This window comes from Shewanella sp. 125m-1 (assembly GCF_052977065.1).
Map to the genome: position 1 here is coordinate 26,658 of NZ_JBRILT010000043.1, position 13,840 is coordinate 40,497.

General features: G+C 43.5%; 13 protein-coding genes. 11 read left to right on the forward strand and 2 right to left on the reverse strand.

The features are described from left to right. Nucleotides 1–5 precede the first annotated feature (5 nt). On the reverse strand, nt 6–194 hold the full coding sequence (locus ACVBIK_RS16445) for a hypothetical protein (RefSeq protein WP_447160686.1): 189 nt from the start codon (nt 192–194) through the stop codon (nt 6–8). A 505-nt stretch (nt 195–699) separates the two neighbouring features. Here ACVBIK_RS16445 and ACVBIK_RS16450 point away from each other — a divergent pair. The 10 genes from ACVBIK_RS16450 to ACVBIK_RS16495 all read left to right on the forward strand — a co-directional run bounded on the left by ACVBIK_RS16450 (nt 700) and on the right by ACVBIK_RS16495 (nt 11,319). Continuing rightward, nucleotides 700–1,101, forward strand: coding sequence for a ribosome recycling factor family protein (locus tag ACVBIK_RS16450; protein ID WP_447170112.1), 402 nt, complete (start codon nt 700–702; stop codon nt 1,099–1,101). A gap of 200 nt (nt 1,102–1,301) precedes the next feature. After that, nucleotides 1,302–2,513 (forward strand): ankyrin repeat domain-containing protein, encoded by a 1,212-nt coding sequence (locus tag ACVBIK_RS16455; protein WP_447170113.1) that lies wholly within the window; start codon nt 1,302–1,304, stop codon nt 2,511–2,513. Nucleotides 2,514–2,727: 214 nt separating this feature from the next. Further along, nucleotides 2,728–2,985, forward strand: coding sequence for a DUF3081 family protein (locus ACVBIK_RS16460; RefSeq protein WP_447170114.1), 258 nt, complete (start codon nt 2,728–2,730; stop codon nt 2,983–2,985). A gap of 120 nt (nt 2,986–3,105) precedes the next feature. Next, nucleotides 3,106–3,264 carry a DUF2256 domain-containing protein gene (locus ACVBIK_RS16465; RefSeq protein ID WP_442530498.1) on the forward strand — a complete coding sequence of 53 codons (159 nt, stop codon included), beginning with the start codon at nt 3,106–3,108 and terminating at the stop codon, nt 3,262–3,264. A gap of 11 nt (nt 3,265–3,275) precedes the next feature. Beyond that, entirely contained in the window at nt 3,276–4,928 is a 1,653-nt protein-coding gene (locus ACVBIK_RS16470) for a cryptochrome/photolyase family protein (RefSeq protein ID WP_447170115.1), read from the forward strand. Nucleotides 4,929–4,939: 11 nt separating this feature from the next. Continuing rightward, entirely contained in the window at nt 4,940–5,587 is a 648-nt protein-coding gene (locus ACVBIK_RS16475) for a flavin reductase family protein (protein WP_447160690.1), read from the forward strand. 325 nt (nt 5,588–5,912) lie between these two features. Then, a complete protein-coding gene (locus tag ACVBIK_RS16480; RefSeq protein ID WP_447163983.1) occupies nt 5,913–6,158 on the forward strand; it encodes a hypothetical protein in 246 nt (81 codons plus the stop codon). A gap of 262 nt (nt 6,159–6,420) precedes the next feature. Continuing rightward, a complete protein-coding gene (locus tag ACVBIK_RS16485; protein WP_447160692.1) occupies nt 6,421–8,604 on the forward strand; it encodes an OsmC domain/YcaO domain-containing protein in 2,184 nt (727 codons plus the stop codon). A 530-nt stretch (nt 8,605–9,134) separates the two neighbouring features. Further along, on the forward strand, nt 9,135–10,232 hold the full coding sequence (locus ACVBIK_RS16490; protein WP_447170116.1) for an alkene reductase: 1,098 nt from the start codon (nt 9,135–9,137) through the stop codon (nt 10,230–10,232). A 172-nt stretch (nt 10,233–10,404) separates the two neighbouring features. Continuing rightward, nucleotides 10,405–11,319 (forward strand): DMT family transporter, encoded by a 915-nt coding sequence (locus ACVBIK_RS16495; protein ID WP_447170117.1) that lies wholly within the window; start codon nt 10,405–10,407, stop codon nt 11,317–11,319. 86 nt (nt 11,320–11,405) lie between these two features. On the opposite strand, the gene gltS is transcribed toward ACVBIK_RS16495, so the two are convergent. Further along, nucleotides 11,406–12,629: a sodium/glutamate symporter gene (gene gltS, locus ACVBIK_RS16500; RefSeq protein ID WP_447163980.1), complete on the reverse strand. Its 1,224-nt coding sequence runs from the start codon at nt 12,627–12,629 to the stop codon at nt 11,406–11,408. A gap of 448 nt (nt 12,630–13,077) precedes the next feature. Here gltS and ACVBIK_RS16505 point away from each other — a divergent pair, with 448 nt between their 5' ends. Then, a complete protein-coding gene (locus tag ACVBIK_RS16505) occupies nt 13,078–13,704 on the forward strand; it encodes a hypothetical protein (protein ID WP_447163979.1) in 627 nt (208 codons plus the stop codon). Nucleotides 13,705–13,840: the final 136 nt, after the last annotated feature.

Here is a 13,840-nt window from a genome sequence, read left to right on the forward strand (position 1 = left end):
TGCGCTTAGATAAGTTCTGAAGATATGGCAGTTAAATGCATCTCGAGTTCATCTTCAGTTGAGGGCAATGAATTTAACTCAAACGTCAGTGGTTTACTGCCATTAAGCATGAACACTGAGTGGGTACCATGATCGTAGTGAAACCATTTGCCGTTGACGCATAAGTCGGTATAACAATTTGGTAGTAGCTCCATAGGGTACCTCTATATTGTAGGTTTAATGATGATAAGCGGCTGTTTAACATCGCAATGTCACGATGGTGTGAGCTCTGTGAGATAAACTTAAGCGCTGCCTGTGATCTTGCTCACCTTTATATGACCTGAAAAAGCGTAGGCGGTTATTGATCTACATCAAACGCAAGATAAATAGCGGTTTTGTTTTTCAATTGTGGCGATATAAATCACTGAGTTTTGCGTTAGGTTAGTGTCTTTTTGAAAGATAGTATGGAGTCAGTTGGTTGTAGCGATAGTTACTTTTGTTTGGTTGGCATTACCTGTTCATTGCTAAGCGCATTGTTGAAGAGCACTCGTAAGAATTGTTGCAAGAGCAGTTACAAGCGCAGCACTTGAGTTTTTGATTCAGGGCTGAAAAAATAGCTTAGTCGTTAATGACCTTGCCTCTGAAGCGCTAAATTCTCGCTGAGCGATTACATCTTTATACTAATTGATATTAATACTTAAGGTCCCTCGAAACACCACCATGAAACATGAGATTACTATCTCGCTTCCCTCGCTCATCCATCGAATTGGCCGCGAAGCGGTAAAGCAAGCACAAGCCGTTGCTAAACAATTTACTTGTGAGCTTAAGCGTGTGCGCCGTTCTCGAAACTGGGGGATAAGCGGTGATGCTATGCAAATCCAGGCCTTTAGTCAGCAGCTAAAAACTGTGCAATTAAGCGCTGGTAGTAGCGAGTTTGCTTACCTTATTCGAAAAGTGGATACCGGCTTATTGAGCCATGCCGATAAGTTGGAGCCGTTAGCTGTAAAGCTCGCTCGTTTAATCACTCAAGATCCCAACATCACTTTAGCCGAGTTGATGCACATGACTGATTGCACCATGGCTGAGGCCAGAACCGCGCGTTTTGAGGCTGATATCTGGTAGACCGTGGGCATTTTTCTTTGCAAAATTCGCCTTTAAATTGTTCAGCAAAGCAGTTTGTAACTTTAAATATCTTCATTGAAAATAACGGCTTGCACTTGTTGTGGCGAGGGACTAGTCTACAAAAAATTTGGCGTGTATTTTTAATGTTAGTCAGTATAAAGATGCGTTCGCTTTAGACATGAATCAAAAATGAGGTTTACATGCTTAGCAGTAATATTTTCGATGGATTAACGCTAGACGATGTACTAAGTGAGCATCTTGCCGGGCTAGATAGTTATGATGAGCCTTATTTTATCTGTATCAAGCTAAATACCACGAGCGATAACGCGATAAAAATGTTGATCCCAGAGCTTGATCATCTGGATGACGATATTTATGCGTTTAGACTTGAAAAACACTTGTTATTACTCAGCCTTGAGTGCGAAGTTGACGAGATAAAGTCACTTGCAAACATGTTACTTGACGCCTTTGCTGCGAATAATGTTACCGCGCAAATCGCTGTTTTCCATCATAACTGCTTAGGCGCACCGATTGAGACCTTAAAGTGGTCGACTCAGTTGTTAGAAGTCCTAATTGATAAGTCGCCTAACGAGTCTATTGTCGAGTTCAACGACTTTTGCGACCGTGGAAATTGGCCTGGTTTGAGCGACTACATTGAAGGGCGTGAACCGGGGAGTGGCGCTGATTTAGGCTATAACTATGATGAAAAAGCCTATGATGAAGACGACGATGACTTTGATGACGATGACGATGACGATGACGATGACGATGAAAGCCATGATCGTTTTGATGAACATGGTTTTGATAAGGATGGTCTAGATGTCAATGGTTTTACTGCACTTATTCAGGCTATTTTAGATAAAGATGCCGCAGTGGTAGCCAAAATGATAGCTAATGAAGCTGACGTGAATCAGGGCGATTGGTACAAGAATAAACCGCTTAATCATGCGGTCCAAAAAAGTACGCTTGAGATTGTTAGCTTACTACTTGAGTCGGGTGCTAATCCTAATCAAGCGGGAAGTTATGGCACGCTAGCGCTTAATATCGCTAGCCAAAACGGTATGTTGTCAAAGATGCAGCTGCTGTTATCAAAGGGCGCAGATGTAAACGGCTTAGATGATGAAGGTGAAAGCGCGCTAATGGCCGCCGCCGGCAACAGCACTGCCGAGGTGGTAGCATTATTGCTGCAATCTGGCGCTGATTGTAATGCGCTGAGTGACGATGGTAACACTGCACTTATCCATGCTGTTATTGGTAACTATAATGAACGTACTGCGATTGTTGAGTTACTGCTTGCCAATGGTGCTGCTAAGACGATGCATCATCAGAATATTCATGACTCAAGCGCAATGGATTTGGCTATAGACCGTGAGCATCAAGACATTGTTGAAATGCTAAAGCAGGCGATGTAATAGTCGTTTTCGATATTGATAGGTTCAGTATGAACTAAAGGGATAAGCTTTACGGCTTATCCCTTTTTTATGAGGCAATAAACTGTAAACCAGACTGACGGTATATGCGTATTTAACCCAGTAAAGGCCAATCAGTGCCTTCATCACTGCAACCAAAGCAAGTGGTTTGCGTGTTATTAGCGCTGTGACTACCAAAGCTTTTCAAGGGTTATTTATGTCTTTATCAAAACATCTTTTCGTTTTTAATCATTTGGTTACTAACGGCACAAAACGTGATGATAAATATCATTTAGATGGCTTAACGGCTTGGCATGATATTGATGGTTATACCTGTTATTTAGGCTATCAAGACTTAGTGATGACGCTGTTGTTTCACGGCCGTTTTGCTTACGAGTATCAAAAGCGGCTGACCTACAATGAGTTCAATTTGCTTATAGAAAAACGCTTTAGGCAGCTCAACTCCCCGCAATAGCTTATATTTTAGCTCGCCATTTGGTTAGCAAGAGTAATCTGTAACGCTCACCTGTGCGTATTAGTGTTTATTAGCGCTGTGGGTTGATTTTGCCAGCGACTGAGTGGAGGGAATTTGATATTGAGTAATAATCCGTTGGCATCAAAAATCTGCTTAGTCTGTGAAAGACCATTTAGCTGGCGCAAGAAATGGCGTAAAGACTGGCAGCAGGTTAAGTATTGCTCTAAGCGCTGCGCAGGGCAAAAGCAGAGCTTAAAAAACAAAGATGCTCTGCAGTAAAGGAATGATGTATGAATCAACATAATCAGCAATTTACCACTTTACGGTTGATCTTAGGCGATCAGCTTAACGCCGCTCACTCATGGTATCAGCAGCAAGATGATAAGACCTTGTATGTGATTGCCGAACTGCATCAAGAGACTGATTATGCCAAGCATCATGTGCAAAAAGTGTGTGCTTTTTTTGCTGCGATGCAGGCCTTTGCAAAAGCCTTACAACAAGCAGGGCACCAGGTGCTGCACCTTACTCTTGATGACACTGCACAGTATCCGAACTTACCAGCGCTTTTAGCTGCGTTAATTAACCAGAATAAAATCAATGAGTTTCAGTATCAATTACCTGATGAATATCGGCTGCGTCAGCAGTTGTCGCAGTTTGCTGCTTCGCTTGAGATTACCAGTCTCGCGTTTGAAACCGAGCACTTTTATTTGGCAGATGCCGAACTTCGTGATTATTTTACAGCAGATAAAAAGCATCGCTTAGAGCACTTTTACCGCAAGCTGCGCCGCCGTTTTAATCTATTAATGCAAGGTGATGAACCCGCTGGTGGCCAGTGGAATTATGATGCTGATAATCGGCAGAAGCTTAAAAAAAACGACTTTGACGCTGTGCCAGCGCCGCTGATGTTTGCTAACGATGTCAGCGCCATATTGCGTAGGCTAGAGCGCCATCATGTCGCCACTATTGGTGCAGCCCACAAAGAGCTGTTGTGGCCGATTACACGCAAACAAGCTAATGAACTATTGCAGTTTTTTTGTCGGAACTGCTTGGTCAATTTTGGCCGCTTTCAAGATGCGATGACTCATGAGTTAGACATGACCGCAGCGCCTGCCATGGGCGAGTTAGCGCTAGCACCCGGTTCAGGCGCCAAAATAGATCAAGTCACGATTACAGAATACAAAAAACAGTGGAGCCTGTATCACTCGCGGTTGTCGTTTGCGCTCAATGCCAAAATGTTAAGCCCACAACAAGTGATAGACACTGCCATTGGCAATTTTGAGCAAAGTGATGGCGCCATCACCTTGGCGCAAATTGAAGGTTTTGTTCGGCAAATTCTAGGTTGGCGCGAGTTTGTAAGGGGCGTGTATTGGGCCAATATGCCAGATTACGCCAGTCTTAATCACCTTGCTGCTAATCGTCAGTTGCCAAGCTGGTTTTGGGATGGCGACACTAAAATGAACTGTATGCAGCACGCGATTAAACAATCCCTCGATTATGCCTACGCCCACCATATTCAGCGTTTAATGGTTACTGGAAACTTTTGCTTAATCGCCGGTATCGATCCTGATGAAGTGGACGCTTGGTATCTTGGCATTTATATCGACGCTATCGAGTGGGTAGAGATGCCGAATACCCGTGGCATGAGTCAATTTGCCGATGGCGGCATTGTGGGCTCTAAAGCTTATGCCGCGAGCGGTAACTACATCAATAAAATGAGTGATTACTGCAGTGGTTGCCAGTACGAGGTTAAACAAAGTCATAGCGATAATGCTTGCCCACTTAATGCGCTGTATTGGCATTTTTTGCAGCAGCATATTGATGACTTCAGCGCTAATCCACGCACACGTATGGTTTACGCCAATTGGCTGAAAAAGCCAGAGCAAACACAGCAACTTATTTTACAGCGGGCTAAGCATTTACTCGCCCATATCGACAATTTATAAGGATATTGATAATGAAACATATTGGGTTTGACGACATTGAGCAGATGGAGCAACGCGTGCGCGCACGCTTGATTAATAGTTTATCAGGATTTAAAAGCGCCAATTTAGTCGCAACGATAAGTGAAGACGGACATAACAATGTGGCGATAATTAGCTCGTGTTTTCATCTCGGCGCTAGCCCAGCACTGATGGGGATGGTTATTCGTCCCGATAGCGTACCGCGCGATACGTTAAGCAATATTGAGCAAATGGGCTGCTATACCATTAACCATGTGTCAGCCAATATTTATCGTCAGGCACATCAGACTTCAGCGCGTTATGCCGAAGAGGTGTCAGAATTCGATAAAGTCGGTCTATCAGCTGAATTTGTTGCTGGTATTGAGGCGCCTTTTGTTGCGCAAAGTCAGCTTAAATTCTCGCTTGACCTACGAGAGATAATGCCACTGGCAATTAACGGTACTATCTTAGTGATAGGCGAAATCACTCATATTATGGTGGATGAGTCAGGCCTAAAAGACGATGGCTATATTGATATTGAAGCGCTGGAAAGTGTTGCGGTATCAGGGCTTGATAGCTATCACCAAACACAAAGGTTGGCACGTTTAAGTTATGCCAAGCCAGATAAAGCCTTGGTAACGCTGCCGATAGATGGCCATTAATCGCCAGTTCTTTTAGCTAAAGGTCTTTAATCGTGAAGTTATTAGATAGCCTTTGGTTAACCAGCCATCACAAGTCGAGTTATCAAGTAGCTTGAATAAATAGCTTTAACAAACAGCTTAGAGACTATTTGCAGTTTTATATTGAGGGCTTTGCGGTTGTACAGAGTGAGCTTTAATTAGCGCTAGCTTAACTAAACTTGATCTACATCAGCACAAAAAAACACCGTGTCGCCATAATCATACATTGTTTAGTGTAAAAGGTTTATTGCCAAGAGCTTCATTGCAAACAGCTGATTACAAGAGGCTGATTGTAAGGAGCGACGTGGTGTCAGATAGTCAAGTCACAGACCAAAAGCTAATCTTAATTCTTAAAACCTGTATCGGAATTGGGTTATGTTTAATCTTGCTTGGGATTTACCTGCATAACTTCAACGACACCATCCACGCTATGGGCGTAACCGGGATTATCATTAGTGCCGTTTGCGTGGCATTTGGCATGGTGCTGTCACTGCCGACGAAAATGTACCTCACGTTTATCTTAGTGAAGCGCGAGACCGATAAGAATCAATAAGCTTTGGGAAGCAAAAAACTCGATGAGCGCGCAGCTTGATACTGATTGACAATGCTTATTCTAGATGTCAGTGCTGTGAATCTGAGCTTTTGTGTAATTAACCCAAGACTAATGCGCCAAAAACACCGATAATTCCCCCAATTCGTTTATTTGGCCTCAGGGCTGATACCCAGTCTGGATCCACAATTAAGCTAGATGCTTGTGTGACAGGCTGATATCTGTGCCAAGGGCAACGCTCGCAACAAAGTGGAAATCATATTCAATGGAAATCAAAGTTAACTTTCTCGATAATTTGAGATTAGAAGCCAAGTTCGATGACTTTACCGTCACCGCCGATCAGCCAATCCGCTATAAAGGCGATGGCTCTGCACCGAGTCCATTTGATTACTTCTTAGCATCATCTGCCTTGTGTGCGGCCTATTTCATTAAGGTGTATTGTAAGGCGCGCGATATTCCAACAGAGAACATCAAACTGTCGCAGAACAACATTGTTGATCCTGAAGATCGCTATAACCAGATTTTTCAAATCCAGGTTGAGTTGCCAGACGATATTTCAGATAAAGACCGCCAAGGCATTTTGCGCTCAATTGAGCGTTGTACCGTGAAAAAAGTGGTACAAACTGGCCCTGAGTTTAAGATTGAAACTGTTGAAAACCTAGATGCAGATGCCAATGCAATGCTGATGGGGCAAAGTGATAGCGATGCTAGCACCTATATTTTGGGTAAAGATCTGCCACTTGAGCAAACCATTGCTAATATGACTGGTATGCTTGCCGATTTAGGCATGAAGATTGAGATTTCATCATGGCGCAACATTATTCCTAATGTATGGTCGCTACATATTCGTGATGCGGCATCACCTATGTGCTTTACCAATGGTAAAGGCGCGACGAAAGAGAGTGCACTATGTTCGGCATTGGGCGAATTTATCGAGCGTCTAAACTGTAACTTCTTCTACAATGATCAGTTCTTCGGTGAAGAGATTGCTAATAGCGAGTTCGTACATTACCCGAACGAAAAATGGTTTGCGTTGGAAGACGACGACTCATTACCTGCTGGCATGCTTGATGAATACTGCTTAGACATTTATAACCCAGAAGGTGAACTTGCGGGTTCTAACCTGATTGATACCAACTCGGGTAATATCGACCGCGGCATTTGTACTATTCCTTACACCCGTCATTCAGATGGCGAGACGGTTTACTTCCCATCAAACCTGATTGAGAACTTGTTCTTAAGTAACGGTATGAGCGCGGGTAACAATATCCAAGAAGCGCAGGTTCAGTGTCTGTCAGAGATCTTTGAGCGTGCGATTAAACGCCAAATCATCGAGCAAGAAATTGTCCTGCCAGAAGTGCCAATGGAAGTACTCGAAAAGTACCCAAGTATCTTAGCTGGCATTAATGGTCTTGAAGAGCAAGGCTTCCCGGTAGTGGTTAAAGATGCATCATTAGGTGGTCAATTCCCGGTGATGTGTGTGACCTTAATGAACCCGAAAACCGGTGGCGTATTTGCCTCATTTGGCGCGCATCCAAGCTTTGAAGTGGCGTTAGAGCGCAGCTTAACCGAGCTATTGCAAGGTCGTAGCTTTGAAGGTTTGAACGATGTGCCAAAGCCAACCTTTAACAGCATGGCGGTAACTGAGCCAGAAAACTTTGTTGAACACTTTATCGATTCAACCGGTGTGATTTCATGGCGTTTCTTTAGCAGCAATGCAGAGTTTGATTTCTGCGAATGGGATTTCTCTGGTACCAACCAGGAAGAAGCTGACAGCTTATTTGGCATTTTGGCTGACTTAGGTAAAGAGGTTTATACCGCTGAGTTTAACCAGTTAGGTGCGTCAGCATGTCGTATGCTAGTACCTGATTTTTCTGAAGTGTATCCAGTTGATGACTTGATTTGGGATAACACCAATAAGGCGCTGGAGTACCGCGAAGATATTTTAAATCTGCACTCATTAAGTGATGAAGAGTTAGTGGACTTAGTGAATCGTTTAGAAGAAAGTCAGCTAGATAACTACACCGACATTCGCACCATGATTGGTATTGTGTTTGATGAAAATACCGTTTGGGGTCAGCTAACTATTATCGAGCTTAAGATCTTAATCTATCTAGCACTTGGCGCCGCAGAAGAGGCGATGGAGCTAGTCGATAGTTTCTTACAGTTTAACGACAACACGGTTGAGCGTGGCTTATTCTATCAAGCGGTTAGTGCTGTGCTTGAAGTTGAGATGGACGAAGAGCTTGAGCTTGAACACTTCATCTATAACTTCAAGCGTATGTTTGGTGAAGAAGTGATGAATAATGTCGTTGGTACTGTTAATGGTGACGTGCGTTTTTATGGTTTAACTAAAACCAGCATGGCGCTTGAAGGCATCGAGCCACATCTAAGACTGATTGAAAGCTATAAAAAGCTGCACAGTGCACGAGCGAAAGCGGCTCAGTAGAGCCCTGTCTTAATCGCTAAGTGATAGGTCTTTATACTGTTTAAGCCATATTGGGCTTAAAACAATAGTAATAAGATAGTTGAAAGCGGATCTTTTGTATTTTACAGAAGGTTCGCTTTTTTGTTTATGCTGCTGATACGGACCCAGTGTCAGGATAGGTTGCATCGGCAAGATTGAGTACAACTCTTAATAACAAAAAGTTATTGTTATCAGAAAATATCATAATTATTCATCTTATCTAAATTGTCTTAATATGACGGCCATAAACTATTAGCAATAATCTCTTAGCAAGAGACAAACTAGCAAGAGACAAACTAGCAAGAGACAAACTAGCAAGAGACAAACTAGCAAGAGCCGCATATCGCATTTGGGCTAGACCCTGATGGATACCAAATAGAACTGATCCTGTTGGATTAAAGCCGGATCAGTAGCGTAAGCAGATTAATAGCCAATTTAGGCGAACAAGATAGCCATGCAGCTGAGCGCGTCTATAAGAGTAAATACAGCGGGTTATTGATAAGGAACTTAAGATGAAAAATGCATTATTTCAGTCCGTACAGCTTGGCCGACATACTCTTAATAACCGTATTGTGATGCCACCAATGACCCGCTCGCGAGCGAGTCAGCCGGGTAATGAAGCTAACGATATGATGGCCACTTATTACGCTCAGCGAGCATCGGCGGGTCTAATTGTTGCCGAAGGCACGCAAATCTCACCAATGGGCCAAGGTTATGCTTGGACGCCTGGTATTTATAGCCCATCGCAAATTTCCGGTTGGAAGAAAACTACCGCCGCAGTACATGCAAAAGGCGGAGTGATTTTTGCTCAATTATGGCATGTAGGCCGTGTTACTCATCCTGATAATATTGGCGGCGAGCAACCTATCTCTTCATCAGCATTAAAAGCTGAAGGCGTTAAAGTGTTTATCGATAATGGTACTGAGGAGCCTGGTTTTGTTGAGGTGGTTGAGCCACGAGCAATGACCAAGGACGATATTGAACAGGTTATAGCTCAGTACCGACAAGCTGCATTAAATGCCGTAGAAGCAGGTTTTGATGGCATTGAACTGCACGCAGCTAATGGTTACTTGGTGAATCAGTTTATTGATTCTGAAGCGAACAATCGCACCGATGAATACGGTGGCAGCATTGCAAATCGTTTACGCTTTTTAGATGAAGTCGTTGCCGCCATGGTAGATGCTATTGGCAGCGACAAAGTGGGCGTGCGTTTAGCGCCATTTACCTCACTCAACGGCACTGTGGATGCGAGCCCTGAAGAGACGTATACCGCAGCGGCAGCGCTGCTCAATAAGCATAGGATTGCCTATTTACATCTTGCTGAAGTGGACTGGGATGATGCGCCAGAAACACCAGAAAGCTTTAAACATGCAGTGCGTGCAGCATTTGATGGTATTTTGATTTATGCCGGTAAATATGACGCAGACAAAGCGGCGCAAACCATTGCTGATGGCCTTGCCGATATGATTGGTTTTGGTCGTCCATTTGTGGCTAACCCAGATTTACCTAGTCGCATAAAGCATGGCTATCCTTTGGCCGCTCATGATCCGGCAACCTTGTTTGGCGGCGCTGAAAAAGGCTTAACGGATTACACTGAGTATAATCTGTAGCGTTAATAGCGGTTCTTACTTTAAAATAGCACGACAAGCCAATAGCAATCCCATGTAAATGGGATTGCTATTTTTGTTATTAGCACGGTGAAAGAATTACTTTTCACCCATGCTATACCCCCTAATCCCATTTGCTAATTGGCTGTAGGCCTTCTATTTAAGAGTGCTATTAATGCGCGGAGTGTTGTATCTATTTATCGCCACCTTGTTGGCCGCTGTGGGGTGGATAGCCTCAAAAATTGTGGTGCAATCGATACCTGGCGAGGTCTTTATTGGAACGCGTTTTATATTGGCAAGCCTGATCTTGGTGCCATTTTGCTATAAAAGCTTGCTCAAATTGAGCTTGAAGCAAGTGCTATCGGCTTGTGGTGTCGGTGTATTTCTAGGCGGCGCATTGCAGGTTTGGATATACGCAGTGTCGATCAGTGAGAGCTTATCTGAAGGCGCGTTTATCATGAGCTTAGCGATGATTATAGCCCCGCTTACGGCTTGGTTACTGTTTCAAATTAAGCCTAACCGCGCCTTTTGGATTGCACTGCCCGTGAGTATTAGCGGCATGATGCTACTTAGCCTAACCAACGGCTGGAATATGCAAGTGAGCCAGTTGTTGTTCTTGCTAGCATCGTCTTTACTGTCGGTACATTTCGTGCTGAATAAACGAATCAGTGGCAACTTAAAACCGCTTGTTTCTATCTGCTTGCAGCTGTTTGTTGTGGGGGTTGTGGGCGTGGTATATGCGATTTTTACTCAGCCTCACACCATAGTGTTTTCGAGTAACCTGATTATCTGGTTTGCCATATCTACCTTAATCGCAACGTCTGTGCGATACCTATTACAGACGATGGGTCAATATAAGGTGAGTATGGAAACCGCCGCGCTTTTGATGATCTTAGAACCGATTTGGACGCTGATCCTTAGCGTGATAGTGCTAGGCGAATCCCTTGAAAGCCAAAAGCTTATTGGTGGTGGGGTGATATTTTTATCCTTACTTATCTATATCAAGCTTTCTAGATACTATGCCAAGGTTGAGCAAGTAAAAGCCGGACAAGTTGAGGCGGGAAAGAAGGTCCTAGGTGCGAGCTCCTAGGAAGAGCTGAGACTAGAAACTGTGATAAAAAAGCCAGCGTTAATCGCTGGCTTTTTTGCGGCTAGAATACAGTTTGCTATTGAAACCTAGCCAATAAAAATCATGAAGCCTTTGAGGATCAACGCGTTAACGATATCAACAAAGAAAGCGCCCACAATCGGTACCACCATAAAGGCCTGTGGTGATGGGCCTGTTCTTGATACTAGCGCACCCATGTTCATCACTGCAGTAGGCGTTGCGCCTAAGCCAAAACCGCAATGGCCCCCCGCCATTACTGCTGCATCATAGTTACTGCCCATTATTCTGAATGTCACAAAATAGGCAAAGAGCGCCAGCACGGCTGTTTGTACCACTAAGATGGCAAGTAGCGGTATGGCGAGATCAAAGATCTCCCAAAGCTTTAAGTTCATTAAAGCCATAGATAAAAACAGCGCTAGCGAGACTGAGCCCAGAACGTCAACACATTCACTGTTGATTTTGTAGCCGCGAGATATTTCAGTTAAGTTGGTAATCATTACGCCAATAAACAGCGCATAGACAAACTCAGGCATCTTGAGCCAGCTCGCTCCTAGGGCTTCAATAATGGCGCTAGTCCATTTCGCGCCCGCGACACACAACAGCATGATAAACAGGACTTCTAATACACTTTTAGCTGTGACTCTGTCCTCTTCAAGCTGATCATAAGTTACCAGATCTGGGTGGTCGGTATGATGATTTCCACCCACACCGTAACTTGATACTAAGTTATTTTTATTAATAAGCCGTTGCGCCACAGGTCCGCCGATAATCCCGCCCATGACTAAACCAAATGTGGCAGCAGCCATAGCAAACTCTAAGGTATTGACACCATATTCACTTTGGAAGGTATCCGCCCAGGCCGCGCCGGTACCGTGGCCACCTGAAAGGGTAATAGAACCTGCTAGTAAGCCCATGAAAGACTCTAGACCCAATAGGTTCGCTAAGCTAATGCCGACGATATTTTGAATAACGATAAACAGTGAGGCGACACCGAGAAATTGGAATACTTTACTACCGCCCTTGAGTAATAACTTATAGTTTGCGGCTAATCCTACGGTGCTAAAGAACATCAGCATTAGGGTGTTTTGCATCGAGAGGCTAAATGCCACTGTGATATTGTTAAAGTGCAGCACAGTGATAAGGGCTGCAATTAGAAGCCCACCAACAATGGGTTCGGGGATATTGTATTTCTTAAGCAGTGGAACATAGCGGTTAACCGTATGACCTATGAAAAGCACCAGAATCGCAATTAAAAACGATTCCAGTTCGCCAATGGTAAAGACTGTATTCATATGACTCCTAGAAAATAGATAAAGGCGTTATAAAAAAAACACCAGTTTGTTGCTAAATTTTTATTTTTATTGATTTATTTTTATGGCTATGCCTTTGTGGCTGAATATACTGCCACACTTATTTATGTTTTAGATATCCCATATATAGAAAAAACGCGGAGTTTTCACATTAATCTTTTTTTATAAATTGTCCGCAACAAACCCCAAGTCTATTAGGCTCTTAGTTACAGAGGATAAAGCGTTTAACGCTGATATTTTGACTATACTTGAATGATTCAATTTTGCTCTTTTGGTAGCAGCAGCTTGAAATGTTACCGACAGAGCTATAGTTACTTAGACAGTTACTTAGACAGTTACTTAGACAGTTACTTAGACAGTTACTTAGTCAATTACTTAGTTAATTACTCATTTATTCAGTTGCTTAGGTTAAGCTAAAAGGAGTTTGAAGATGACAGCCACACAACTAGTCAGTGTACTGCTAGTATCGACCTCGTTGGTGCTCGCACCAAGTGCAGTAGCAGAGCCACCACAAAAAGCCGAAAAGCAAGCGCAAAAAGAATTGAATAAGGGGCAGCAAGAGCTAGACAAAACGCTGCGAAAAGAAGAAAAACAGGCAGCTAAAGAGGCGCGCGAGGCAAGAAAGAATGCCGATAAGTATGATCGTGAAGCACGTAAAGCGGCTGATAAGGACATGAAAGCTGCTAAGAAAGAAGCACAAGACGCTAGAAAGGATACCGATAAGTATGATCGTGAAGCACGTAAAGTGGCTGATAAGGATATGAAAGCAGCTAAGAAAGAGGCACAAGACGCTAGAAAGGATGCCGATAAATACGAGCGTGAGGCCCGCAAAGATATGAATGAGGATATGCGCAGGGCTGACAAGGATGCGATCGAGGCGAGAAAAGATGCCGATAAGTATGAGCGTGATGCCCGTAAAGATATGAGCGAGGATATGCGCAGGGCTGACAAGGATGCGTTCGAAGTGAGAAAAGATGCCGATAAATATGAAAATGAAGCCCGTAAAAAAGCCGATGAACTTAAACGCGAAGTTGAAAAAAAACCTATCCCACAATAGAAGCAGAGCAAAGGTATGTTTATGCCGATAGGCTGGCAACCTATAAAATAGGACAATAATGAGGGTGTAACAGATTCTGTGTAACTGCAGTTTTAGTTAATATGTTTCACAAGTCTGTCTTCAAACTCAATAATAA

Excerpts from the sequence above, each read along its gene's own strand:
- ACVBIK_RS16445 (WP_447160686.1), bottom strand. The coding sequence starts at position 194 with ATGGAGCTACTACCAAATTGTTATACCGACTTATGCGTCAACGGCAAA.
- ACVBIK_RS16450 (WP_447170112.1), top strand. The coding sequence starts at position 700 with ATGAAACATGAGATTACTATCTCGCTTCCCTCGCTCATCCATCGAATT.
- ACVBIK_RS16455 (WP_447170113.1), top strand. The coding sequence starts at position 1,302 with ATGCTTAGCAGTAATATTTTCGATGGATTAACGCTAGACGATGTACTA.
- ACVBIK_RS16460 (WP_447170114.1), top strand. The coding sequence starts at position 2,728 with ATGTCTTTATCAAAACATCTTTTCGTTTTTAATCATTTGGTTACTAAC.
- ACVBIK_RS16470 (WP_447170115.1), top strand. The coding sequence starts at position 3,276 with ATGAATCAACATAATCAGCAATTTACCACTTTACGGTTGATCTTAGGC.
- ACVBIK_RS16475 (WP_447160690.1), top strand. The coding sequence starts at position 4,940 with ATGAAACATATTGGGTTTGACGACATTGAGCAGATGGAGCAACGCGTG.
- ACVBIK_RS16485 (WP_447160692.1), top strand. The coding sequence starts at position 6,421 with ATGGAAATCAAAGTTAACTTTCTCGATAATTTGAGATTAGAAGCCAAG.
- ACVBIK_RS16490 (WP_447170116.1), top strand. The coding sequence starts at position 9,135 with ATGAAAAATGCATTATTTCAGTCCGTACAGCTTGGCCGACATACTCTT.
- ACVBIK_RS16495 (WP_447170117.1), top strand. The coding sequence starts at position 10,405 with ATGCGCGGAGTGTTGTATCTATTTATCGCCACCTTGTTGGCCGCTGTG.
- gltS (WP_447163980.1), bottom strand. The coding sequence starts at position 12,629 with ATGAATACAGTCTTTACCATTGGCGAACTGGAATCGTTTTTAATTGCG.
- ACVBIK_RS16505 (WP_447163979.1), top strand. The coding sequence starts at position 13,078 with ATGACAGCCACACAACTAGTCAGTGTACTGCTAGTATCGACCTCGTTG.